At 40.5% G+C, this 23961-nt stretch carries 20 protein-coding genes; 6 read left to right on the top strand and 14 right to left on the bottom strand.

Features of this window, described 5'->3' with window-relative positions:
• Window position 1 precedes the first annotated feature (1 nt).
• Both EHS11_RS17210 and ppk1 read right to left on the bottom strand, forming a co-directional pair.
• Window positions 2-1420 carry an FAD-binding oxidoreductase gene (locus tag EHS11_RS17210; protein ID WP_135765611.1) on the bottom strand — a complete coding sequence of 473 codons (1419 nt, stop codon included), beginning with the start codon at window positions 1418-1420 and terminating at the stop codon, window positions 2-4.
• Between the two features lie 10 nt (window positions 1421-1430).
• Window positions 1431-3509: a polyphosphate kinase 1 gene (ppk1, locus tag EHS11_RS17215; RefSeq protein ID WP_135765612.1), complete on the bottom strand. Its 2079-nt coding sequence runs from the start codon at window positions 3507-3509 to the stop codon at window positions 1431-1433.
• A 92-nt stretch (window positions 3510-3601) separates the two neighbouring features.
• Here ppk1 and fliD point away from each other — a divergent pair, with 92 nt between their 5' ends.
• Genes fliD through EHS11_RS17230 form a run of 3 tightly spaced genes read left to right on the top strand, consistent with a single transcriptional unit; the run spans window position 3602 to window position 7247 of the window.
• Window positions 3602-5521: a flagellar filament capping protein FliD gene (fliD, locus tag EHS11_RS17220; protein ID WP_135765613.1), complete on the top strand. Its 1920-nt coding sequence runs from the start codon at window positions 3602-3604 to the stop codon at window positions 5519-5521.
• A 1-nt stretch (window position 5522) separates the two neighbouring features.
• Window positions 5523-6482, top strand: a complete 960-nt coding sequence (locus EHS11_RS17225; protein ID WP_135765614.1) for a hypothetical protein — start codon at window positions 5523-5525, stop codon at window positions 6480-6482.
• A gap of 21 nt (window positions 6483-6503) precedes the next feature.
• Window positions 6504-7247: an HAD family hydrolase gene (locus EHS11_RS17230; RefSeq protein WP_135765615.1), complete on the top strand. Its 744-nt coding sequence runs from the start codon at window positions 6504-6506 to the stop codon at window positions 7245-7247.
• 25 nt (window positions 7248-7272) lie between these two features.
• Here the strand turns inward: EHS11_RS17230 and EHS11_RS17235 are convergent, their stop codons facing one another.
• A complete protein-coding gene (locus EHS11_RS17235) occupies window positions 7273-7878 on the bottom strand; it encodes a Uma2 family endonuclease (RefSeq protein ID WP_135765616.1) in 606 nt (201 codons plus the stop codon).
• Between the two features lie 188 nt (window positions 7879-8066).
• Entirely contained in the window at window positions 8067-8918 is an 852-nt protein-coding gene (locus EHS11_RS17240) for a methyltransferase domain-containing protein (RefSeq protein WP_135765617.1), read from the bottom strand.
• A 124-nt stretch (window positions 8919-9042) separates the two neighbouring features.
• Here EHS11_RS17240 and dapF point away from each other — a divergent pair, with 124 nt between their 5' ends.
• The gene (dapF, locus tag EHS11_RS17245; RefSeq protein ID WP_135765618.1) at window positions 9043-9885 is read left to right on the top strand and encodes a diaminopimelate epimerase; all 843 of its coding nucleotides are present in this window, start codon (window positions 9043-9045) and stop codon (window positions 9883-9885) included.
• A gap of 21 nt (window positions 9886-9906) precedes the next feature.
• Here dapF and EHS11_RS17250 read toward each other — a convergent pair whose 3' ends face one another.
• Entirely contained in the window at window positions 9907-10629 is a 723-nt protein-coding gene (locus EHS11_RS17250; RefSeq protein ID WP_135765619.1) for a lysophospholipid acyltransferase family protein, read from the bottom strand.
• A 4-nt stretch (window positions 10630-10633) separates the two neighbouring features.
• Window positions 10634-10930: a hypothetical protein gene (locus EHS11_RS17255; RefSeq protein ID WP_135765620.1), complete on the bottom strand. Its 297-nt coding sequence runs from the start codon at window positions 10928-10930 to the stop codon at window positions 10634-10636.
• Window positions 10931-11258: 328 nt separating this feature from the next.
• Between EHS11_RS17255 and EHS11_RS17260 the strand changes: the two genes are divergently transcribed.
• A complete protein-coding gene (locus tag EHS11_RS17260) occupies window positions 11259-11741 on the top strand; it encodes a hypothetical protein (protein ID WP_135765621.1) in 483 nt (160 codons plus the stop codon).
• Between the two features lie 105 nt (window positions 11742-11846).
• Here EHS11_RS17260 and EHS11_RS20425 read toward each other — a convergent pair whose 3' ends face one another.
• From EHS11_RS20425 to EHS11_RS17290, 6 genes are all read right to left on the bottom strand, one after another.
• A complete protein-coding gene (locus EHS11_RS20425; RefSeq protein WP_342775477.1) occupies window positions 11847-12089 on the bottom strand; it encodes a PIN domain-containing protein in 243 nt (80 codons plus the stop codon).
• Window positions 12090-12225: 136 nt separating this feature from the next.
• Window positions 12226-12501 carry a hypothetical protein gene (locus tag EHS11_RS17270; protein WP_246048021.1) on the bottom strand — a complete coding sequence of 92 codons (276 nt, stop codon included), beginning with the start codon at window positions 12499-12501 and terminating at the stop codon, window positions 12226-12228.
• Between the two features lie 46 nt (window positions 12502-12547).
• Window positions 12548-13924: an MFS transporter gene (locus EHS11_RS17275; protein WP_135765622.1), complete on the bottom strand. Its 1377-nt coding sequence runs from the start codon at window positions 13922-13924 to the stop codon at window positions 12548-12550.
• A 50-nt stretch (window positions 13925-13974) separates the two neighbouring features.
• The gene (locus EHS11_RS17280) at window positions 13975-16251 is read right to left on the bottom strand and encodes a SpoIIE family protein phosphatase (RefSeq protein WP_135765623.1); all 2277 of its coding nucleotides are present in this window, start codon (window positions 16249-16251) and stop codon (window positions 13975-13977) included.
• Window positions 16252-16350: 99 nt separating this feature from the next.
• Complete coding sequence (locus EHS11_RS17285) at window positions 16351-17535, bottom strand: EAL domain-containing response regulator (protein WP_135765624.1); 1185 nt, start codon at window positions 17533-17535, stop codon at window positions 16351-16353.
• On the bottom strand, window positions 17525-20605 hold the full coding sequence (locus tag EHS11_RS17290; protein ID WP_135765625.1) for a PAS domain S-box protein: 3081 nt from the start codon (window positions 20603-20605) through the stop codon (window positions 17525-17527). Before EHS11_RS17290 ends, EHS11_RS17285 begins: the two co-directional genes overlap by 11 nt.
• 485 nt (window positions 20606-21090) lie before the next feature.
• Here EHS11_RS17290 and EHS11_RS17295 point away from each other — a divergent pair, with 485 nt between their 5' ends.
• The gene (locus EHS11_RS17295) at window positions 21091-22053 is read left to right on the top strand and encodes a PLAT/LH2 domain-containing protein (protein ID WP_167884478.1); all 963 of its coding nucleotides are present in this window, start codon (window positions 21091-21093) and stop codon (window positions 22051-22053) included.
• A 181-nt stretch (window positions 22054-22234) separates the two neighbouring features.
• On the opposite strand, the gene EHS11_RS17300 is transcribed toward EHS11_RS17295, so the two are convergent.
• The gene (locus tag EHS11_RS17300) at window positions 22235-22678 is read right to left on the bottom strand and encodes a hypothetical protein (protein ID WP_135765627.1); all 444 of its coding nucleotides are present in this window, start codon (window positions 22676-22678) and stop codon (window positions 22235-22237) included.
• Between the two features lies 1 nt (window position 22679).
• On the bottom strand, window positions 22680-23948 hold the full coding sequence (locus tag EHS11_RS17305) for an acetyl-CoA acetyltransferase (RefSeq protein WP_135765628.1): 1269 nt from the start codon (window positions 23946-23948) through the stop codon (window positions 22680-22682).
• Between the last annotated feature and the right edge of the window lie 13 nt (window positions 23949-23961).

Genomic DNA, 23961 nt, shown 5'->3' on the forward strand with positions numbered 1-23961 from the left:
GTCAAAGTACTTTTCCCGGATTCATAATTCCTTTGGGATCAAACACCGCTTTGATGGCCCGCATGGAGTCAATTTCCGTTTGTGAGCGGGAAAAAACCAGATAATCCTTTTTCAAAAGGCCGATTCCGTGTTCTGCGGAAATGGAGCCTTTGTGTTTTTGGATGAGTTGGAACATCTCAGGGTCTACTTGTTTGCATTTTTGAAAAAAATCACTATCGGTAAGTTCTTTTGGTTTAACTATATTTAGGTGGAGATTTCCGTCTCCGATATGTCCGAAAAGTGCGATCTCGAAGCCCTGGTATTTGGAAGAAAGAAGGGACTGCATGTCATATAGGAATGTTTCCATATTGCGAAGAGGCAGGGAAATATCGTTTTTGTGAACAGTATATGCCAGGGACAAAGATTCGGAAATCCCTTCTCTGTATTTCCAGAAGGTTTGATTTTGTCGGGTATTTTGGGCTATGGAACCATCGGTAATGAGTTCCTTTTCCGTAATTGATTCCAGAATAGCGAAAAGTTTTTCTTCGTCGGATTCTTCCGAGATTTCGTATTCCATGAGCACATAATATTCGCTAGGTGCCGGAAACGGATCGGGAACTCCCAAATGTTCCTTTACTTTGTTTAGACAATAATCCGTTAAAAATTCAAATGCGAGTAAGGGCAGGGAAAAGTTGTGGGTTTCTTTGAATATCTCCAGGATATTTTTATATTCGGGAACTGCAAGAAACACTACCCGGATGTCTTTGGGAGGTTTGGTGAGCTTGACCACCGCTTCCGTGATGATTCCCAAAGTTCCTTCAGAACCGATAAACAGGTGTTTGAGATCATAACCGGTATTGTTTTTTAAGATTTCCCCGTTGAAACGAAGGACGTCTCCTTTTCCTGTAACTACCGTTAATCCTAAAATCCAGTCCCGGATGAGTCCGTAATGTACAACTCTGACTCCACCTGCATTGGTTGCGATATTCCCTCCAATATGGCTGGATCCGGTTGCCGCAAAATCCACTGGGAAATAAAATCCTCTTTCTTCCGCTTGCGCATGGAGCTCTTTAGTAATCATACCGGCTTGAATGTGTAAGGTGCCTAGGAACGGATCGAAATCGACTATTTTGTTCATCTTGGTAAGAGAGATGACGATTTCGCTGTCTTTTGCAACCGCTCCGCCTGCATACCCGGTACGACCACCTGACGGAACAATGGCGATTCCGTTTTGGTAAGCATAATCTACGGCTCTTGCGACATCTTCCGTGGTTTCCGGAAGAATTAGGATTTGATAATTCGGTTTATAAACTTTAGTACGATCCGTTCCATAGGAATCGAATGTACCTAAATCCAATTTTCCATCATCTCTGGTAAAAACTTTCTCTTTTCCGAGAAGTCGGATCAAATCTTCTTTCGCATTGTTTGTTGCAGTCGTCATTGCGTTTCCTTTATATTTCCGAAAGATCAATCTGCGAGTTTACGGCAGGATCGTCCTCTCCGGGAAAAAGTCTCGTATAGGAACCGTCCGATTCCAAAACCCTGGCTTGTGTGTTGTCCCGGAGCAGCAGGTCGAGTATTTTATTGATTCTTTTTTTGTGTTTGTCCTGTAGGATAGGAAACATAACTTCGATTCGGCGTTGAAAATTTCTAGGCATACAGTCAGCAGAAGCCAAATACACTTCGTTTTTTCCTCCGTTCTGGAAAAAATAAATACGGGAATGCTCCAGATAACGGCCGATAATCGAACGAACCTTGATGTTCTCCGAAACCCCTTTGATTCCGGGACGAAGACAACATATACCTCTGATGATAAGATCGATTTTCACTCCTGCCTGACTTGCTTCATAGAGTTTCATAATCACATCGGCATCGACGAGTGAATTCATTTTGAAGATGACTCTTGCTTCCTTTTTGGCGCGGGCATTTTCCGTTTCCCTTTGGATCAGGTTTAGAAAACCTTCCTTTAAAAAAGTAGGTGCCGCATAAATTTGTGTTAGCTTCGGCATCTTTCCCGAGCTAGTGATCGTATTGAAAAGAATGGCCACGTCTTCAGTGATTTCAGGTTCTGCGGTAAACAAACTTACGTCCGTATAAAATCTGGCAGTTGTGGAATTGTAATTTCCCGTTCCTAAGTGAACGTAACGGTTCAGTTTGTCATCTTCCCGTCTGACAATGAGTAACATTTTGCAATGGATTTTCAAACCCACCACTCCGTAAACCACATGAACCCCGAAATCTTCCAGTTTTTGTGCCCAACGGATATTTCTTTCTTCGTCAAATCTTGCCTTGAGTTCAACGAGTACGGTTACCTGTTTTCCGTTTTCGGCAGCTTCACCTAAGTATTGTATGATGGGGGAATCCCCTGAGGTGCGGTACAAAGTCATCTTGATCGCAAGTACTTTGGGATCGGAACTTGCAATCTTTAGCATATCTTCAATCGAGCGGAAACTTTCGTAAGGATGGTGGAGCAGGTGATCCGCTTTTCGAATTTCTTGGAAGATGGATTCTCCCTTTTTGATATTGAATCCTGCTTTCGGTTTCGGGTATGAAAATTTTAAATGACCGGTCTTGTCAAGAGTTTGAAAGAACATGAGGTCATTTAAATTGAGTAAGGTGGGAATTTCCATTACTTGGTAATCTTCCAATTCCAAAAGACCTTTGAGTATGTCTTTGATATGACCCGCACCGCTATGAACGTCCAAACGAATGGCATCTCCCCACATTCTGTTTTTCAGCTCGTTTTTCATCTTCGTGAGAAGGTCGCCAATGTTTTGTTCTTCATTGAAGGAAATGTCGGCATCACGAACGATTTTGAAAGTGTGGATTTGTTTTACGTCCATTCCGTAAAAAAGATCGCTTAAGTGAAGTTTGATGATCTCTTCCAGAGGAAAATACCTTCTTTCGTCCGGGTCTGATGTAGCGGGCAATTGCAAAAAACGGGGAAGTACATTCGGCACTTGAACGATTGCGAATAATTCCTTTAGCTTGTTTTTATCTTCGTCCGAGTAAAGAGTGATGCCCAAATTCAAAGTTCTGTTCAAAAGATGAGGGAAGGGATGAGACGGGTCGATTGCCAATGGAGTGAGAATGGAAGATACTTCTCTTTTGTAATAGTTTTTAACAAACTGAATATCTTCGCCCCGAAGGTCTTTCGGATCCTGGACGATATTGATTTTATTTTCACTTAATTCGTGTAAGATGGTTGATAGGCTTTCGTATTGGGTTTTTACAAAACCGGATACCTTTTCGTAAACTTCGCTGATGATTTCGGATGTGCGCTTTCCGTTCAGACTTCTTTCGTCAACACCTGCGGTTTTCAGGTTGATGAGTCCTGCCACCCGAACCATAAAAAATTCGTCTAAATTGTTCTCTGTGATGCAAAGAAACTTCAACCGCTCCAAAAGAGGGTTATTCGTATTTTGGGCTTCCTCGAGGACTCGAAAATTGAAATCGACCCAGGAAAGTTCTCTGTCAAAAAAGATATTTGGGTTCTCCAGTTCGATTTTTTCTGGTGGGTTAGCAGTCATAATTATCAAATTGCGGAAGGAAAAAATTCTGTAAATTCCTAATCATTTAAGCGAATTCGACGACACTAGCTTTGAGGGGTTGTAGGAAAAAAATGCCAGCATACACGATGCCAGGTCTTATGACCGGCCAAAATACCAACGAAATCGTCAAAAAGCTCGTAGATTTGGAGCGTCGCCCCATCAAACGGTGGGAGACTGAAAATGAATATGCCAAAGGGCAGATTCAAGTCTGGAATGAGGTGAAAAATCTAACCACCAACCTGCAAACCAAAACCCGTGCTCTGGTTTCCTTTACAGCTCCTTTTGCTACAAAATCCGTCACTTCTTCGGTAGAAGGCGCGATCACTGGGGAAGCTTCCCGCGCTGCCAAATCGGGGGAAAGGCCTCTCGAAATTCTGGAACTTGCTACAAAACACCAATTATCCGGTGTTCCCGTTGACACTGACATAAAATTACCTGCGGGAAGTTTTACCGTTTATTCCGGAAAATTAAAAGAAACGATCCAGTTTTCCGGCGGAAATCTTTCCGAACTTACCAATTCCATTCGCAATTTGGCCGGCGGTCTTGCTCAGGCGACAGTCATCAAAATTGATAAAGATTCCTCTCTTATTACCATAACATCCGTTAAGACAGGAAAATCGAATGTATTGCAATTTTCCGACCAGGACGGAATTTTAAAATCCGCAGGCCTTGTGGGAGAAAACAAAGCTGCGGGAGAAACCGCTTCGACTCCTCTTGTTTTGAATTTGGAAACTGCCGTTCCATTTGAAGAGGATCGTTTTAAAAATTCGAAAGAACCGGATAAAAAAATTTCCAAAACGGAAATAGCAACAATCATCAAAGCGGACACGGCTTTTTTACTGGATGTAAATCCTTTGGAAATCAGTCCTCGTTCTTATATTGAATTTCAAGTGGAAGGGGAAGCTCCTTCTTCCTGGGAATTGGGAATTTCCGCAGACAAAGACGGAAATGTCCGGAACAAACTGATTCCCGTCCCCGTAAAAGACGGAAAGTATTCTCTCCCTATTTCCGATTTCGCGGAAGGTAAAAAGTTAACAAAGATTATACTGACAAATGCTTCGGCAACCGACGTATCTTTGAAGTCGGTAACATTTTTCCAACCGCCCCTTCCTGGAACAGCGGAACCTTTGAAAGTTTTGGCGGAACCGAAAGATGCCAAGTTTAAAATCGACGGAGTGGAAATCACTCGGGAATCCAATGATGCCATTACCGATGTTTTGGAAGGGATTTCCTTTTCCATTCACAAACCGACTACGGAACCCGTAACGCTTAACATCAACGTAGACAATGCAAAAGGGATGTTGCTCATCAAGGAATGGGTGCAAGCCTATAACGAACTGATGAAATTTTCCAAAGAAGTCACTTCTGTGGAAAAAAACTCCAAGATCTCGGATAAAAAAGCAAGTGATAATACCAAAGAACTGGATATCTCCAAAGAGTTTTGGGACAATAAAGTCAAATCGGGAATTCTTGCCGGGGAAAATTCCGTATTACGCTTGATAGCCGGTATGAAGACAGTTGCGAACTCCTATTACCCTGTTACAAAAGAATCGGGTTTCCGGGTTCTTACTGATATAGGAATCTCTACGGGAGCAGTAGGTTCCAATTGGGAAAAAATCCAAGACGGCGCACTTATCATCGATGAACCGAAACTTACCCAGGCACTTTCCGACAATCCCGACGGAGTACGGGAACTATTTGCATCTGATACGAATAACGATGCAAAGATGGAAGACGGCGTAGGTGTTAGACTGCTTGAGAATCTAAAACCGTACAATCAGTACGCCTCCGGGATTGTTACAAGCAAGGTTAAACTCCTGGAAGACAATTTAGCCGGTAATAATAAAAAAATCAAAGAACACGAATCACATCTAATCAGCTATGAAGCGAAGCTAAAGCAAAGATTTCTCTATATGGAACAAGGCGTAGGGAAAAACAAATCAGTCGGGACTTATTTGCAAAACAATCTATTTCGAGGAGGTCAGGATTAGTATGAATATTTATATTAACGATCAAAAATTGGAAACAAAATTGAATGGGGAAACTCATTTGGGTGAAGTATTGGATGAAATACAAAAATGGATCGAATCGAATGGAAAATATCTTCGTCATTTTACCGTGAACGGTCAGGAAATCAATCGCTCCGAAGTGGAGACTTGGGGAGTAGAAAAAGCGGAAAGAATCGATCTGGTTGTCGGTGAAGAATTGGATATCATTGAGGATAGCCTCGTTGAATTGGATCGTTATGTAGATATCGTAGGTTCAACTCTTGTGGGAAGAGATTCTCTTACGGAAAAGGAAAATTCCGATTTGAAGGAAGGCATTCCTTGGATTGAATCAATGCTCCTTTCCACAAAAAAACTACTTCATTTGAATCTTTCTTCCATCAAACCGATGGGCAAGGGCAAAAATGTGGAAGAGATCATCGAATCTTTGAAACTAGGATCGCAAAACTTAGATTCTACGAAGGTAATCGAATCGTTTTTGGAAGATTTACGCGATTTAAAATTATTTCTAATTGATCTAAGCGCAAGATTGAACGTGATCCGAAAGGATGATGAAGAATTGTTCGAAATCATCAGGCAATTCGTAAAAGACAAAGATAAAGTTAAAAAAGATTTTATGCTAGTGAATGAAAACTTTCAGTCGGGCAAAGATCACCTTGCTACTGAAATTTTAACGGATGCGGTTGGAAGATTCAATTCACTGATTTCCGCGCTCGTATCGTTGCAGTCCCGTCATGCGGAAAACAAATGGTCGGAAATTCTGATCAACGGAAAGTCCTTAGGTGAACTCACCTCATCGCTCAATGAAACTTTGAATGGAATCGCTTCCGCAATGGAAAAAAACGATATCGTGTATGCAGGCGATATTTTGGAATACGAACTTCCCGAATTGTTGGAAGGAATGGTTCCTTTCTTGGAAAAGATTCTGGAAACTGTCAAAAACTGAAAGTTTCAAGGCGCTTTTGAAATGACTTTATTTCTGGATTTGGACAATACGATTCTTCCCTCGAAAGAAGCATACGCGGAGTCTATTTCCAAGTTAGCATCCTTTTGGAAACAAAAAGGATGGGGAGAAGAAGAAGATTTTTTGTCCCGCTATGAAGACGCTAGAAAAACCATCAAACAAAGGTTAAAAGGTCATTCTTCCAACCGGCTACGTATTCTGTGCTTTAAGGAAATGGTGAGCGGGAAATGGAACGGGATTTCCGTTAAAAAAGCGGAAACCATACTTGATTTGGAATCCAAATACTTTGAATTTTTCACCGATTTTTTAAAAAAGGAAAGAAACAAAAACCCGGATTGGGATGAAGTATTTTCTCTTTTGAAATTGATTTCTATCAACGGGAAAATTTTCTTTCTTACAAACGAAAATTTGAGGACTCAACTGCTCAAAATCCAATCCTTCTTTCCTTCCGATCTTCGATTTCATTTGATCACATCGGAAGATTTGGGAGTGGAAAAACCGGATAAAAAGTATTTTAACTTTGCCTTGGAGGAAGCAAATTCCTCACCAAAGGATTGTTTTATGGTAGGCGACAGCTTGGAAGATGATATAGAGGGTGCAAAAAGGAAAAACATTCCCGCCATCTACCAAAAACAAAGATTCGGTGAAAATATAGAAATTCGAAATTTGAGTGAAACTCCATTTGTTTTGGAATCTGAAAATTTGATTTCCACTTTGAATTATATCAAAACCGCCTGGAAATTATAAGCAGGTCATCCCAACAAACGGGCGTTTATCGGTTTCCGGCCTCGGTATAAAACTGGAATAGATCTTTGGCATCCAATTCCAGCCGTTCCAAGTATTCGCTAGCCAATCTGTCGGCAGATTCTATTTCCCAGGATATCTCGTTTCTGTTGGTAAAGCGTGATATCTTTTTATATATGGGTTCGATGAGCCAATACTCTTTGACACCGTTTTTGAGATAAGCAATCATCCTTTTTTCCAAGCTTTCCAGATGGGAAGAAAGAATTTCCACGATCATATCGGGGATGGAATGAATGCACGTTTTATCCGCACTTGGAATCGAGTCTTTGAAATAAATGATATCAGGGTGAAATATCTCTCCGGTAGGAAGAAACAAATTTGTCTCTTCCAGAACTTCTCCGGGAGAATCGTTTCCAACGGCGTTTCGGATAAGGCTTACGATTCTTTTTTGGATCTTATAGTGCTGAAAGGATTTGCCGAATCGCAAATGGAGAACTCCGTCCACAATCCGATAGCCGTAACCGTCATGAGGCAGTTCTTGAAATTCCTTCGGTGTCGCCCGCCATCCAACATAACGAGGGCCATGCGATAATGTTACAAAATCTTTTCTTAAATTGAGTTTTCTATTATTCATAAATTTTCGAAGATATTGTTTTCCGGCAGATCATATTTCGAAACTTGCAAACAATGGAGTTGAAGCTACCCTTACGATCTTATTGTCTTTGGACGAAATTTAGTTTCCAAATAGACAAAAAAATTTTGAGAAAACGCGGCAGAAATCGGATTTCTTCCGTAAGAAATCCGGATTTTGGAACCGAAAGTTTAGAGGGGTTTGCGTAAGGTCAGAAAGAGGGTGTTATTCCAATTGATCAGGCCGAAACTCAGATTGAACAGTATTTTTGTCAGGAAATAATAGCCTAACTTTGCATAAACGGCAAGCTTACTTTTGGAACCGGCAACGGATAAAATAGGCATGAGAACCTTGTATTCGGGTTTGGTGAAACCGCATTGTTTGCCAAGCTCCGCCAAGGTTTTCATTTTGTAGTTATTCACGTGGTCTTTGGCTTCCAGATAATGAACATCCGGTTTCATTCCCCGCAAAGTCACTTTCAGTTTTGCTTTTGCCAACTGGATGGGGAAGTTGGGGGTTTGTAAAAACAGAACCCCGCCCGGTCCCAGAAGTGTAAACAGATACGTAAGTAAAAAATGGGGTTTCGGGATATGCTCTATCACATCCCAAAGGGTGATCACATCAAACGAGTTAGTCGGTAGTCCCGAATCCTGAACAAGACCAGCATGAACCGTAACGAGTTTGTTTTCTTTTTTGGCAAAATCCACCGCTCGCGTGGAAATTTCATAACCGTGCGCTTCCCAAGACGTGGATTCCAAAACCGCTTTCACAAAAAAACCGAGCCCGCATCCCACATCCAAAAGTTTTCCTTGGGGTGCTTTCAGATAAGTTCTGATAAAATCTTTGTAAATCCCCCGATGGGCTTTGTCCCACCATTCCAAATCATAGGACTCGTCTTCTCCGTCCCAATAACCTTCGTAATGTTCCGCTTGTTCGAAAGATGAATAAACATGGCCGCAGAATTTGCATTCTACAATGGGAATTCCGTTTTCATTAAAAACAGTAGAGGACTCGGAGGATTGGCAGAGAATACAAGATTTCATGTTTACTCCATGTATCGTCTAAATAGGGAACGCTGGGTCAAATCAAAAAAGGAGCCGATCTCGCTTGCCAACGAAACCTTCTTTTTCAGGATTGGGTAGAGATACTGTTTCGGAGTTATCATTTATGAAATTGAAATTTACTAAAATGGAAGGGATTGGAAACGACTATGTTTACATTGATGCCACAAAAGAAGACATCCGCCTGACCCCGGAACAGATCCAAAAACTATCCGATCGCAATTTTGGAATCGGAAGCGATGGTGTTATTTTTATTCGCAACTCAAAATCCGGCGAATTCCAGATGGATATGTACAATTCCGACGGAAGCTCTTCCGAAATGTGCGGAAACGGAGTTCGTTCCGTCGGCAAGTATGTATTTGACCATGGGTTAACGAAGAATACCCGACCCACAATCGAAACGGGAAAAGGAGTTTTGACTTTGGATCTTTCCACGGATGGAAATGGAAAAGTGCAGATGGTTTCCGTAGATATGGGAGAACCGATTTTACAACCATCTCTCATCCCCATCGTTTGGCCGGGTACGGATCCTGTGATAAATCAAACCATAGAAGTGGATGGACAGAAATACCAGTTTACATCCGTTAGTATGGGAAATCCCCATTGTGTTATTTTTGTAGAGGACTCGGATAAATTTCCGGTTCATGAAGTAGGTTCCAAAATCGAACACCATCCTTTTTTTCCCAAAAGAGTGAATGTGGAGTTTGTTACGATTCGTGGCAAAGACCATCTCTACCAAAGGACCTGGGAACGCGGCGCTGGAGAGACTCTCGCTTGCGGAACCGGGGCTTGTGCAGTTGCAGTTGCAGCTCACCTAACGGGAAGAGCCGGTCGTAAAGTAAGGATTGATTTGAGAGGCGGGACCTTGCACATTGAATGGAATGAATCCGGAAATATCATCATGACAGGACCTGCCAAAGAAGTATTTACTGGAGAGATAGAAATTTAAAGAGATTCGAAAAATCTCTTTTTATTTCTTTAAAAAATCAGCCTTCTGCAACTCGCCCATTCTGCGTTTTGTTTCTTTGGAGGCTTCGATCATGCCTTCTGCCAAAGGAAGGTGGGCATAGTCCTGGTATTTCACTACTTCGCCAAACACCAAGTTTACTTTTTTATAAACCACTCTCTTCTTGATTTCGCAAACTTCTTTGGGCATTCCCATAAACGCACGAACCAGAGGAGGTATCGGATGATCGGAAATGGTTTCTTCTTCCGGGATGATGACCGCAGGAAGTATATCTACTTTGTTTCGTAAGCTGAATGCGGCAAATCCGTCGTGGAACTTGGCAAGAGGTGCGGAAAAATCATTCTGCACCATATAGTCATGACCTTCCGGAAAGATCCCAAGCACGTCTCCGTTTTTAAAAACCTGTTGTACTTTTTTGATACTTGCCATGGAAATATTTCCGTCAATCGCCATAGGAATGGTTCCGGTTTTTTCCACCAAGTCTTTGAAGAGAGGAATGCGGGTTGTATATTCCGCAGCGATCCAAGATATGAATCTGGGAAATACGGATCCGATTACAAAAGGATCCATATCACTTCTATGATTGCAGGTTAGAATCAGTTTTCCGGTGGGGACAATATTATGATAACCGTAAATAGTCGTCGATACGGCTAGATTAAAAAATGGAGTTACGAACTTTTTGATGTTCTCTACATTCTTTTTAACCTGATCGACTGTATTTTCCATCTTTTTATTCTCCAATTAACTTTTTCCACCATGACTTTGTTTGGTCATCGTTAAGCGCCCGTTTGTTTGGATCTGCGCCTTGGCGGTTTGCATCGTCCTGGTCATTCCCTTCCGTTGCTGAAAAGGTATCCCTTCTCCTCTTTCCTGTTTGGGGTGCGGGAAGAGTTCTTTTGATCTCTTCCAATTCTCTTTGAGCCCCAGCATTTGATTTAAGATACGCACGAATCTCGTCCCACTGGGAGTCAAAATCATTTCCATAAATGGCGTAGTTCATTAGATCGATTCGATCAAAATCGGGCATATAAGCGGAATCCTTCCCTTGTTTCTCCCTTAGAGTTCAGACTAGTTTTCTCTGAAATTCAATCTAATTTTTCCGGACTATACCCAAGGTGCCGGAGGATTTTTAAGAAGGCGGCTGAAGAATCGGGGGTGGGATTCCCGATGATATTAATGTGAGAGATAGAATCGAGTCAAAGCGACATAAGATCAAAAAAGCGAACCAGAACCAAACTATACTGACAGGGAACGTGATTCCTTTTCCAAATTCCCGCCCGAACAAAGAGAAAATTTCCGATCTTTATGAAGATTTGTTTTGCGGGGTAGAGGCTGAGAAAGAAGGCTTATTATAGATGATAAAAAAACTACTTCCGATTGCCTTCTTTTTCGTGGTCTTTTCCGATTCCATGTGCCTCAGGCTCTGGATTGTTTCCGGAAAATTCAGAACGGTCGAAGACACCAGAGAGAATAAAACCTATCAGAAAACACGTTCTTTCCTAAAAGCGAAACAATGGTTGGAATACAAACTAGATCCTGAGATTTCCAAAATCAAAGAAGAAAACCAGGATACGGGAACGATCAAAGGAATAGGACAGATTCGCTGTTATGTACCTTACGGGATCGGGGAAGTGGATGCCAACGAACACGAGTTTAATTATTCGATCTCCATCAGGGAAGGATCGGCTACCATTTTGGTGGATAAGATATTTTCTTTTATCAGAGATCCGAACGATATCATTTTGAATTACGGACCGAAAGACGAACGAGTGGCAAAAGTAACGATTCGTTCCTGTTTTAAACCTTTGTTGGATGATTTTTTCGAATATATAAAATAAAAACTTTGGTAGCGATACGCTGTAATTTGTAAGCAAGAGATATCTTCAAAAAAGACTAATTGATTTGTTCAATTATTTTAAGAAATTCTTTCTGGCTTATAGCTATTAAGCCGGCAGAAGGATAGTTTTTTTATTTCTGGTAATTATATATTTAATTTTCTTTGATTTGGCAGCAAAGAATTGTATTGAGTCTTCAAAGTCTTTGATTGAGGAGTTCAACCCTAAGTCTATAATTTTATCATCGATAGGAATTATATCAATAATGCTTCTAAATTCTTTAATAAGTTCTCTCGCATTTTTTTCATTTGTGTATTTCGAGAGTATGTAATAGATATTCCAAATTATCAAAGAAGAAATAGATGCTTTGATTTTCTGTGTTTCAATTAAAAACTTTCGCTTTATTGGAGAAAAGTAGAAAGTCCTTTAATATTTTAGAAATACTTTCATTTCTAATTTAAATCTGTCTTTTTCCTATAACAAGGAATTAACGATCCAGAGAACCGGGGGAACCTACGGCACCGTAAGTATTTGTGCCTGTAGAGGAATCCGTCAGACCGTAATAGTCTAAATTTTGGGAACCAGTGCTGCTGGTTCCGCTTTGACCATTTGCATCTTGTGAACTGCTTCCCGAGGAATTGGATGCGTTTGGTTTGCCATCTGCTTCTAACAGATCGGTGATATCTTTTGTACTCAGAACTTGTGAACCGCAATCCAAGATAAAAAGAGAAAATAACGCAACCGAGAAGATTCGTAAGCTCATGATTCGATTCTAAGAGACGTGGGAGTAGGGCGCAAGGAAAAATATCTCATTTTTTTCGTCTTTTTAGCAATACTCTTTGGATTCTTTTGTGTTTATCATCTGTTAGTGGAAATAGGAAGAGAAAGATAAGAGATCCGATAATAAAAAAGAATCCCACTCCCGGGCCGAATATCATTGCGAGGGAAAATCCGACTTCCTCGGATTGAATGAATAGGTTCGCATCAAACCCGATCAAATCAAGTAAAAACCCCGAAAGCGCAATTCCAAATGCTTGGGAAAATTTAATCCCCATTTTCCAGAAACCGAAGTACAGTCCTTCTCTTTTCTGACCTGTTTTCAATTCATCATAATCCACTACATCCGTTAGTATGGAATCCATGATCAGAATGGAACCTCCAAATATCCCTCCTAAAAAAGCAACCAATAGAGGAGGTCTTATCTCTCCATAAGGAAACAAAGGATAGGCGATAATTGTGAGTAGACCCAGTAAAAATATTCCTGAAAACGCAGGGATTTTTTTTCCAAATCTCTTTGCCATCCAAACCCAGAATGGAATGGAGCAGATAAGAATCAAAAAGAAAGGCAGCATGATATTGAGGATTACGTCAGATTCTTTTAGTCCGAGTCTGTATTGATAATAATAAAGTGCAATCGCAGTGTTGAAAGTTCTGCCTATTCCGGCTACCACGAAGGCAACGAGCAAAATCAAAAACACTTTGTTTTTGAATACCGAATAGAGAGAGACAAAGAACGAAGGTTGTCCTTCCTCTTTGGAAAGTATATTGTCTTTTCCTTTTGTAACTAAAAAAGTCAGTACGGATGTGAATACGATCACTCCCGAAACAATTTCACTGGCTCCGATTCTGGATGAAATGATATTTTCTTTTGAGGTTTCGTCACCTAGGGATTGTAATATGGCAGCGGGTATGATCATACCAACGAGCATTCCTATATTACTGAAAAAAAGCCTCCATCCGAAAATGGAAGTCCTTTCGTTTCTTTCGAAACTCAACTCTCCTCCGAGAGCGATATGGGGAACGGAGATGATCGTCATAGCGGTATTCACCAACAGATAAGTAGTCAGGAGATATAAAAACTTTCCGAGTTGGGAAGTGATTTCCGGCGGCGAGAACAGAAGTAAAATGGAAAGAGAAAGAAAAATTCCTCCGAACAAGATATAAGGTCTTCTTCTGCCCATTTTCGATTTGGTTCGATCGGATATACTTCCCATCAAAGGGTCACTCACTGCGTCCCAGACCACCGATATGGCAAGAGCGATTCCTGCGAGGCTAGGGATGAGTCCGATGGTTTCAGTATAGTATTTAAGCAGATAAATTTGAGTGAATAGCTGAACGGCTGTTATGCCGATTTCTGCAGAAGCGTAACCTAATTTGGTTTTAAGGTTAAGGGAATGGATCGTCATTTGATTGTATCTATTTGACTGATCGGAATAGGAATGTGGGTATAAGCGGGTTATTTTAGGTAATCGGAGAGTATCGTCAGATCCTCTTTCGGGTATTGCAAAAGCTCCAGGTCTTTAAGAACTTCCAAAGCTTGGGAACGATCTCCCGTTTTGAGATAGAGATGGAATAAATGAACCAGGTAATTTACTTTTTTCGGAGACCGGATTCTGATTTTTTCCGCAAGCTCGATCGCACGGGGAAGCTGGTTGGTTTTTTTAAATAGTTTGGATGCAAAGTAGAGAAAATCATCATCTTCGGGATGTGAGATCAGATAAATTTCCATATGTTCCATTGCCTTTTTGAAGTTGCCGATTTGATAGTATAACTTTGATAAGTCTTTTTGGAGTCGCTCGTTTGCATTCGGTTCCGATTCGATTAAATCCAAAAGAACGTCAATGGACTCGGAAAAGTTTCCCTTGGAATAAAGTTTTTTTGCCTTTCTGAATTTGAGTTTTGCTTCGGAAGAGACCTTGTTTATTTTACGAATTTCATTCGAGTAGCCTATTCGGATGAGAGAGAGATCATCGATTACTTCTCCTTTTCGTCCTATGAGTTCGAAAATCCGATTTAGGTCCGCCTTCCCTTGTTCGATGATTCTTAAAATAAAATTTTCATCCAAATTGACTTCCCAATCCTTTTCATCAGGACCGCCTGCGTGCAAAATATCGTCTTTTCCGTCCGAACCGGCGATGATCACGTCACCGTTTAACAACTGAAAGATTTTTACTTGTGAGAAGGCTTCCGCTCCCAATGTCCCCAGTTTTTGGTACGATACTTCCGATTTGATAAAGGAAGCTTTCCCGTCTCTGTACAATACCGGCCAAGGATGTTCCGCATTTATAAAATAGAGTAAACCCGTTTCTTCTTCAATGAGTCCCATAACGAGAGAGATCAGCATGGTTCCGTCGAATGCTTCAAAAATCCGATGCATTTCCTGAAAGGAATTTCTTAGCCAGAGTTCGGGAGAAATCGCCTGAAACGAAGAATTGTTTTTTGTTCTTTGAACAATGGATTGAAACACTGCTCCGAAGACAAGTGCTCCGCCCGCACCTTGCATCGACTTGCCCATTGCATCCGCATTTACGAATAACAGATATTTTTTGTTTTGAAGGTGTATGGAATGGGAAACGTTTAAGTCTCCTCCTATCTCGTATTCTTTGTCTTTGAACTCAAAATTCTTTTTTTGTTTGAGTAAAAAATCCACATGTATCAAATCACTTTTTATTTCTTTGATCGTCAAAGGGTTGAGAAGCAGGTAAGTTAAAAAATAATCTCCGTCCTGCTGGTATTTTAATTTTCTTACTTCTTGGAGAGTTGAGTTGAGCTCTTCCGTTCTTGCGGTAACTTTTTCCTCCAGTCCTTCGTTTAGGGTTTTGATTTCTTCATACATCCCTTTTAGTTTTTGGATGATATTGTTTAAGTAGAATGCTTGTTGTCCGAAATCATCTCCCGATGTGGGAGTTACGACCACATTGAAGTTTCCTTTGGCAAGCTCGTTCAATGATTTACTGGTTTCGGATATTCCTTGTTTGACGGTCACTGCAACTATATAAGAACATACGATGAGCGGGACAATAAATATGCAGGAAACGATAACGATGGGAATCAAGGGTTCTTCCACCATAGTTTCCCCTTTTACGATGGAATAAAGCAGATAGGACAAAACGGATACGGGAAGTGCCGCTAAACTGAAAAAAGCCAAAACGATTCGTTTGAAATAATCGAATTTGGGGATCTCATTCGGTTTGATTTCAATATTACGGATCTGAGGTAGATCAAATAACCGACGTAAGCTGTTCTCGGTAATAAAGTAATAGGTTACGAAAGAGATGGGAGGGATCATCGCAATTGTGAATATCCCGGAGCGAACGACGGAAGGAGTGTATTCTACCAGATAAGTATACAGTGTAACTATCGGTATGACCCCGGCAAACCAACGGAATACGATGAAGGTCGCTTCAATAAGAGGATATTTGAATATATATAATTTTACCTTTTTTGCATAATCCTGGTCTTGGAATGTATATTGAATATTGGATGAATCATCGGGAAATTTGATCTTGTCTATCTTACGAAAAAGGCGGCGAATCATAAAGTAACGCCATAATGTTCCTAAAATTCCGATTCCGGTTGCAAAGAAAAGGCATAAGCCGACAAAGATCATCCATTTTTCAGTCTCCATCTTTTGAGTGATGATGGCATAATAAACTGCAAATGGAACCGGGACTGTGTGGGTGAAGGTTTCTAATTTTAAGGTGAGTTCCCAGAATAGTTTTTTTGAATTCACGGATTCCACCTGAAAAAGTAACTGTTCGTTATTTTTCCCTTTGTGTTTAGATTATGCAATCATAAAGAAGCGCTGTAAATTAGAAAACCGGAATCGGATTCAATCCGCATAATGAAAATTCTTGATAAAATTGACAACTCCGGAAGAAGGTAGCGGAACGCTGAAGTAATAACCTTGCCCAAGATGAACTCCCAATTCACGTAGCAGATTTCTGGTTTCTTTGTTTTCAATTCCTTCTGCTACAACTTCCATTTTCAATTGATTTGCCAAATGTACGGTTGAATTTATGATCTTGCTGGTATTTGCATTTTTTAATACATCAAATACAAAACTTTTATCGATTTTCAATTCCGTGAAAGGTGCTTTGCTCAATTGATCCAGAGAAGAAAATCCTGTTCCGAAATCATCAATGGAGAGTCCGATTCCTTTCATACATACTCTAGTTAGTATTTCCAAAACCTTGGGATGATCTTCGATCTTTCCGGTTTCAATCAGTTCGAGAATGACTTGGTTTGAATCCAAAGAATATTTTTGAATCAGGCTGATGATATCTTCAGGCATGGAAGTATCCACCAAATCATAAACGGAGATATTGATGGAGACTCTTTTTTTGATTCCTAATTTTGCCAAATTTCCAAAGAATGAACACGCCTCTTGGATCAGATATTTTGTAAGGTCACCTAATATACTAAATTTGGAAACCAAGGGAAGAAATTGGTCCGGAAAAATGATTCCGTGGCCCGGATGACTCCATCGGACCAATGCTTCAAAACCGCTGATTTCTTTTGTATGCAAATTGATTTGCGGTTGGTAGTATAAAACGATTTCTTTGTTTTTAATCCCGATTAGAATCTCTTCTTTTGAGAAATGAAATTCTTTTTGTTCCAATTGTTTCGGTTTCTTTTTAAGATCTTTTCCCTGTTCGATCGTTTTCATTATGGTATTGATCGAAAAAGGTTTGGTCAGACTGCCGATTACATTCAGTCCGTAAGCCTTTGCCACACGTTCCGCACTTTTAAGGACAGACTGACTGTGTCCGCTGATCAAAATGATCAGCGCCTCCGATTTTGCTTCCCCTAAATATCTAAGAATTTCCACTCCGTCCATATCAGGCATAAACAAATCGAGTACAATCAAATCAAGGTCAGAAGAATAATTCTCAAAAAAGGAAGTAGACTTTATTAATTGGATGATTTCCCGGAAATCCAGTTCCTTGAGTACATCGGATAGAAACTCATTCATATCCGGTTCATCATCTAAAATTAATGCCTTGTTAAAATTCATGTTTACGTCCTAATGCTTTTTGAATCGTTTCTTCCAGTTCTTTGGCTTTATACGGTTTGCTTAAAAAATGAAATTCTTTTAAATCACTATATTCTCTTTTTCTTAAATCTCCCGGAAACCCTGACGTAAGAATGATTTTCATGTTCGGATAATCTTTTTTTACGATCTCGGCAAGGGCAAGTCCATCAATTTCTCCCGGCATCATTATATCGCTGATCAGCAAATCAAAACTTCCTTTGTTGTCCAATAATTTCAATGCATCGTCAGCGGATACTGCGGTGGTGACGGTAAATCCCAGATCTACCAAAAGGGTTTCCGCAATATCGATGATTCCTTCTTCGTCATCTACAAGTAACACCCGTTCAGAGTATTTGTCATTAGAAGATTGGTTTGTATTTTGTTCTGCTATAGGATTTTCTGTTTCCGAATTTTCTTCCATTAAAGGAAAATACAACTTAAAGCTGGTACCTATATTCACTTCGCTGTAGACCTTGATGTGACCCTTAAAATGTTTTACAAAAGTATAAATCATCGATAACCCGAGCCCTGTTCCCTGGCCGACCGCCTTCGTTGTAAAAAACGGCTCATAAATTTTTTCTAATATATGGGGAGGAATTCCTTTCCCCGTATCTATCACCGATATCTCCGCATAATTTTCCTGGAGGTTGGGTGAATTTTGCAGTTCGGGTAAGATATTCTTTTGTACGCGATCAATCGTTATAATCAAACTCCCCGCATTTTCCATAGCATCTCTTGCATTGATTGCCAAATTCAAAATGGAGTTTTCCATATCATTTTTGTCGAGGAACAGATAGAGTGGCTTATCGTAGAATTTGAATTGAATTTGAATATGTTTTCCTATCACTCTTTCCAGAATTTCCTGCATATTGGCAATCACCTGGTTGATTTCAACCGAAGTCGGAACAACTGGTTGTTTGCGGGCGAACGCCAAAAGTTTCTGGGTTAATTGAGAGCCTCTGTCGACCGCTTTGAGAGCACTTCCGATTTGTTTTGTAAATTGTTGTCCGGAATCTATGATTTTTCTTTGGATCAGTTCTAAGTTTCCGCTAACAATTGCTAGTATGTTGTTGAAATCATGTGCGATTCCGCCGGCGATTTGTCCAAGTGCTTCGAGCTTTTGAGATTGTTTGAGCTGCTCTTCTACCTTGATTTTATTGGAGATATCACGTATGGTTCCTGTGAAATATTTTTCACCGGAGAACTCCCATTCGGTGACGGAAAGCTCTGCGGGAAAATTGTCTCCGTTTTTTCTTCTTCCTATAATTTGCCTTCCGTAACCTATGATCTTTTTGATTCCTGTTGTGTGATATTTTTGCAGATATTGATCATGTTGGGAATGATCCGGCTCGGGCATTAGAATTTTTACATTTTGGCCTATGAGTTCGGACTCTGTGTAACCGAAGGTTTTCTCCGTTGCTAGATTGCATTTTTGAATGATACCGTTCTGATCTATGATCAGAAGTGCGTCTATGATGGTTGCCAAAATGGTTTTGAGCCGGATTTCATTTTTGATGAGAGAAGCTTCATGCCTTTTTCGTTCTGATATATCCTGACGGGTTCCGTGCATGAATAAAGGCTCTTTGTCGTTGGACCATTTGGTAACCTTGGCTCTGTCCAAAACCCAGATTGTGTGCCCAAACCTATGTTTCATTCTGAACTCGGCTTCATAATAAGGAGTCTCTCCTCTAAGATGTTGCTTCATGATTTCACCTATCCGGCTTAGATCTTCTTCCAATGTAAACTTTGCCAATGTGTCCAAGTTGGTATTTCCCAGTTCGGACAATCTGTACCCTAACATGTTTGCCCAACGTTCGTCTAAAAACACTTCCCCCGTCGAGATATTCCATTCCCAAATACCTACGTTTGTTCCTTCCAGAATATCACTTAATCTTTGTTTTTCGATGATAAGGTCTTCTTCCAGTTTTCTTCTTTCGGAAACGTCGATGCCGGTAATGAGAACATATGTTTCTCCTTTGTAAGGAAAAATTTCTGCCGAACTGAGTAGGGTTTTTATTACCCCGTTTTTGTTTTTAATGTTAATCTCGAAATTTTTTATTCTTTTTTCTTTTTCCAGAATTTCAACCAATTGGGCTCTTGATTCCAGTTCCAGAATTCCCAACTCGATGGAATTACGGCCTACGGTCTCTTCCAGACTATAACCGAAAATCTCCGTCCAAGCCAGGTTGGCCTCGACGATAGTTCCTGATTTTTGTTCGGATAAGATCATAAAGGCAGGATTGGAATAGAATGTTTTTTTGAATTTTTCCTCACTTTCAATAAACTGTTGTTCGGCGTTCTTGATTGCCGATAAATCCTGAACTACTTTTACTATGTAGTCGATGTTTCCGTTTCCATCATAGATGGCAGAGATATGTTCTATTACCCAGACGTAAGTTCCCCCTTTTGTCAATAATCTCTTTTCAATGGAATATTTATCTATTGTTCCTTTGATTAATTCGGAGAAACTGGAGTTATTGGTATTGCGGTCTTTCGGATGTGTTAAGTCGTCCGAAGTTAAATTTTCCAGTTCCTCTTTTGAGTATCCGAGAAGTTCCTGGAATTGTTGGTTGTAACGTAACCATTTTCCATCGGGATAAAAATGTGCGATGCCTGCGGCCGCATGTTCGAACGTAGATCTGAACAGATTTTCGGTAACTATTTTTAAATTCGGATCGTTCGATTTTGCTGCTTCTACAACATCATGTCCGATTTGTAAAACCCCGGCATACATTCCTTCCTCGTTTTTCCATGCGGAAAATTCCCATTCAGTCCATTCGTTGATTTCGGGATCGTTGGAATGTTTTCTAAATTGTAAATGGATCGGTTTGGAAGAAGCGATACATTCTTCCAATGCGGTTAAATATGCAGATCTATCGCCAGGATGAATAAAGTGCAGTGCTGACTGGTAAAGAAGAGCGGCGTGTGTTTTTGCAAATCTAAACTTGAACCAATCGTTTGTGTATAAATACTCTCCTGAAAGATTGGTGAGTAAATAATAATATACTTCTGAGTTTGTCATCCATTCCGGAAATACATTAGTGTAGTTCATTGTTTGTAGGTTACCATGGCAAAAATAAAACAAAAACCGTTCCTAAACGAAACGCAGGATGAAAGTTTAGAATTTGCTCATCAGATGATAGTAATTTTAAAAATAAAACAAAAATATTTCACCTATCCGCGAATTATACGGGCATAATGGAGAGGATGGGTTGGCAGGCTGCGATTGGGATTATGTCTCAAACATTATCCGTAAAGATTGATTTCGGTATTTCCCTAATCTCCTGCCTCATTGGTCTTTGCATGATCAATAAAATATTTCTACAAAGATGATAAAAGATTGAATTTGTATGTTGAATGAATTTGTAATCGTTATCATTTTCAGGAATGATAACAAATAATAAATATTAGAAGGATGTTAAGTATATGCCCAATCAACCAATAAAATCGATCTATGGATTTGAATCCGGATTTCTCAACCAGACCGATTCTTCGACTCTTAACAAGAAAGTAAAAAAAGCATCTTATACAATCCGAGTGAAAGTAAAAGATAAAAAGGACGCGGGCGCGGATGGCTTTAAACTTTATATTATACTTTTCGGGAAAACCCATTCAACTAACCAATTCCGGTTGGACAATAAAAACAAAGATGACTTCAAAAGAGGAAAAACCAGTACTTTTACATTTGACGCAAGTGAAAATCTGATAGGCCTTGATGTAGGAGTTCCTTACGCAATTACACTCACTCACATAGATGGAAATAATAAAGATAGCAGTGATGCTCTTTATCTGGACGAAGTGGAAGTTGAATACAGTGCTACTTATGAAAATGAAGATAAAGCGGAAAAACCAATAGTTGTTAAATTTCCTTTTAATGGAGCAATTGGAAAGAAAGGTGATTTTGACTTAAATTTTGATTGGACGGTTATGACCAAATGTGCCGAAGGTTTTGAGCTTTCAAATAAGGAGCTATCTTTAATAAAGAATATCGATACACTTTATGTTATCTTGGACAATCGTCAAGGTTCAGAGCCAATGTCTCTGACACAGACAGAAAAATATACTTACTCTATCGATTCTTTCTTGGGGAAAGGCAAAGAGGTCGAAGAAGAAAACAATTATAGCTTTTCGATGGGGAAAGATGGAGGATGGTTCGGCGTCGACTATAAATTTTCCGTCGATATCAAGACAAAAACCACTACCAAAACCGTAGAAGAGAGTAGGATGACAATTGTTACAGAAAAAGACTTTGATTTCACGACGAATGCAAACCAGAATCAGCTTGCTATTTATGAATTTCCTATCTCCGTAAAGAAAGAAGCTTTCACTCATAAGATTGGCGATCTGGTTCTTGAAGTGATCAAAGGAGTAAGTAATTTAAGCATGCCTACGGCAAGCAAAATAATGCGCACTTACGGTAAAAACGCGGATTTGAGCCTTAAGGACAAAATACTTTATAAGCAGATTACCGGTAGTGATTTTGAAATCATCACTGGATGATTGTTGCAGTAGAGAGTGTGGTCGATTAACAAAGGAAAGTTGAAAGTTCCGAGTGTCGTTTTACAAAAGTAAAACGGCATGATAAAGGAAACACATTGGAGGAACTATACTCATTGCATGTCCGTGCAATGAGTATATGCGCTAGCTGATAATCAGCCAGCCGCAGCCGTAGAATATCTATCTACTGATTGTCCGAAGAATCCCAGCCGATGGAATAGATCGCGCCGGTAGCAAGAGCAAATAAAGTTTGATAGCCCGCCCAGACCCACCAGAGAATCGTTGGGGTAATTTGAATCAGGTTGGAAAGAAATAGGACGAGTCCCACATAAGCGGTCAAACTAAAGAGTAACCCGAATAACAGTCCACCCACAAGTCCTTTGGGGAGGTTTTCTTTGGCGTAACCGTAGAGAATGCCCAAAAACAAAGTTTGAAGTAAGTCGCCTGCAATAGGTCCGACCCAATAAACATCTGCTATCGGAACGAAAATCCCTTTTAAGGAAGGATCAAAGTAGAATTTGGAAAAAAATAACATGCGTAAGGGGATAGCGACTGCTTCCCAAAACGCGAAGGCCAAAAGGAACCGGACGAGAATCCGGTTCCATGTATCTGTATTGGGAGATTTCATTCTATCTTCCTACGATGAACACCATATTGGTAGTTGCAGAACCACCGATGTTCAACATAAGACCGTTTTTCGCACCTTTCACTTGGTATTCGCCAGCATTGCCGGTGACTTGTTTGTGAAGGTCGAGCATCATACGAACTCCGGAAGCACCTACCGGATGGCCCACACCGATGAGTCCGCCGGAAGGGTTGATCGGTTTTTTGCCACCGAAGTCGATCGTGCCTTCTTCGATTGCGATGTGTTCTTTGCCCGGATCGGAGATTCCGAAAGCAGAGATAGCAGCGTATTCGGAAGAAGTAAAACAGTCATGAGTTTCGAAAACATCAATATCTTTTACGTCCATACCCGCTCTTTTGTAAGCGTCTTTCACCGTTTGGCGGGTCCAAGGAAGGATGTATTTGTCACCTACCGACTCGTCTTTTTTTGCTTCGAATGTAATCGGTGCTACACGGTGTCCCCAACCTTTTACGCGAGGGATGTCACCGAGGCTTTTGCCGTGTTTTTTAGCATAAGCTTTTGCATAATCTTTGGAAGCAAGAACCGTTACAGCCGCACCGTCTGTTACTTGAGAGCAGTCCGTAATGCAAAGTCTTCCACCCACAGCCATATTGTTGTCACCACCGCGAGCGAGTGCATGTTCTTTGTTCATGAACCAGGAACGTGTTTGTGATTTTGGGTTACGTTTTGCGTTTGCGTAGTTGATTCTGGAGATCTCTGCGAGAGCATCCATAAATCTTTCTTCTTTCAGGCCGTATCTTTCCAGGATAACATCTGCTAGTTTTCCGAAAAGTTTAGGGAAAGGAAATTGAACTCCCTTCGCTTCTTTTTCGTAATAAGCGGCAGTTCCTAGAAAGTCGCCACCTACGGAAGAAGAAACCGTTTTCATCACTTCGATTCCTAGAACGATCGCCAGATCGTAATCATCCGTGCGGATGTGAGTGATCGCCGCATCCAGTGCAACGGATCCGGAAGCGCAAGCTGCTTCGTAACGAGCGCCAGGCACTCCGTAAAAAGCAGGGTTAACTTCGGTTAGGAACGCGCCCAAATGACCTTGGTTTGTGTATTGTTCCCCGTCAAAGTTTCCCACGAACACCGCTACCCGGTTTTCTTTATTGAGTCTTTTGATTTCGGAATATTCAATTCCTGTTTTCTCCAAAGAATCTTCGATGATTTCTCTCATCATAGATACGAAGGTTTTGCCTTCTTTGGACCAGTTTCTTTGGAAGTCGGTTTGTTCGCCGCCTAGTACGAATACTTTATTATCACCCATAGTAAATCTCCTG

The sequence above is a fragment of the Leptospira ilyithenensis genome, from assembly GCF_004771005.1.
GTDB lineage: Bacteria > Spirochaetota > Leptospiria > Leptospirales > Leptospiraceae > Leptospira_A > Leptospira_A ilyithenensis.

What these genes read in the sequence shown, in the direction of transcription:
- dapF (WP_135765618.1), top strand. Translation starts at nt 9,043, where the DNA reads ATGAAATTGAAATTTACTAAAATGGAAGGGATTGGAAACGACTATGTT.
- EHS11_RS17250 (WP_135765619.1), bottom strand. Translation starts at nt 10,629, where the DNA reads ATGGAAAATACAGTCGATCAGGTTAAAAAGAATGTAGAGAACATCAAA.
- EHS11_RS17255 (WP_135765620.1), bottom strand. Translation starts at nt 10,930, where the DNA reads ATGCCCGATTTTGATCGAATCGATCTAATGAACTACGCCATTTATGGA.
- ppk1 (WP_135765612.1), bottom strand. Translation starts at nt 3,509, where the DNA reads ATGACTGCTAACCCACCAGAAAAAATCGAACTGGAGAACCCAAATATC.
- EHS11_RS17210 (WP_135765611.1), bottom strand. Translation starts at nt 1,420, where the DNA reads ATGACGACTGCAACAAACAATGCGAAAGAAGATTTGATCCGACTTCTC.
- fliD (WP_135765613.1), top strand. Translation starts at nt 3,602, where the DNA reads ATGCCAGCATACACGATGCCAGGTCTTATGACCGGCCAAAATACCAAC.
- EHS11_RS17285 (WP_135765624.1), bottom strand. Translation starts at nt 17,535, where the DNA reads ATGAATTTTAACAAGGCATTAATTTTAGATGATGAACCGGATATGAAT.
- EHS11_RS17225 (WP_135765614.1), top strand. Translation starts at nt 5,523, where the DNA reads ATGAATATTTATATTAACGATCAAAAATTGGAAACAAAATTGAATGGG.
- EHS11_RS17230 (WP_135765615.1), top strand. Translation starts at nt 6,504, where the DNA reads ATGACTTTATTTCTGGATTTGGACAATACGATTCTTCCCTCGAAAGAA.
- EHS11_RS17260 (WP_135765621.1), top strand. Translation starts at nt 11,259, where the DNA reads ATGATAAAAAAACTACTTCCGATTGCCTTCTTTTTCGTGGTCTTTTCC.
- EHS11_RS17290 (WP_135765625.1), bottom strand. Translation starts at nt 20,605, where the DNA reads ATGAACTACACTAATGTATTTCCGGAATGGATGACAAACTCAGAAGTA.
- EHS11_RS17240 (WP_135765617.1), bottom strand. Translation starts at nt 8,918, where the DNA reads ATGAAATCTTGTATTCTCTGCCAATCCTCCGAGTCCTCTACTGTTTTT.
- EHS11_RS17305 (WP_135765628.1), bottom strand. Translation starts at nt 23,948, where the DNA reads ATGGGTGATAATAAAGTATTCGTACTAGGCGGCGAACAAACCGACTTC.
- EHS11_RS17275 (WP_135765622.1), bottom strand. Translation starts at nt 13,924, where the DNA reads ATGACGATCCATTCCCTTAACCTTAAAACCAAATTAGGTTACGCTTCT.
- EHS11_RS17235 (WP_135765616.1), bottom strand. Translation starts at nt 7,878, where the DNA reads ATGAATAATAGAAAACTCAATTTAAGAAAAGATTTTGTAACATTATCG.
- EHS11_RS17300 (WP_135765627.1), bottom strand. Translation starts at nt 22,678, where the DNA reads ATGAAATCTCCCAATACAGATACATGGAACCGGATTCTCGTCCGGTTC.
- EHS11_RS17270 (WP_246048021.1), bottom strand. Translation starts at nt 12,501, where the DNA reads ATGAGCTTACGAATCTTCTCGGTTGCGTTATTTTCTCTTTTTATCTTG.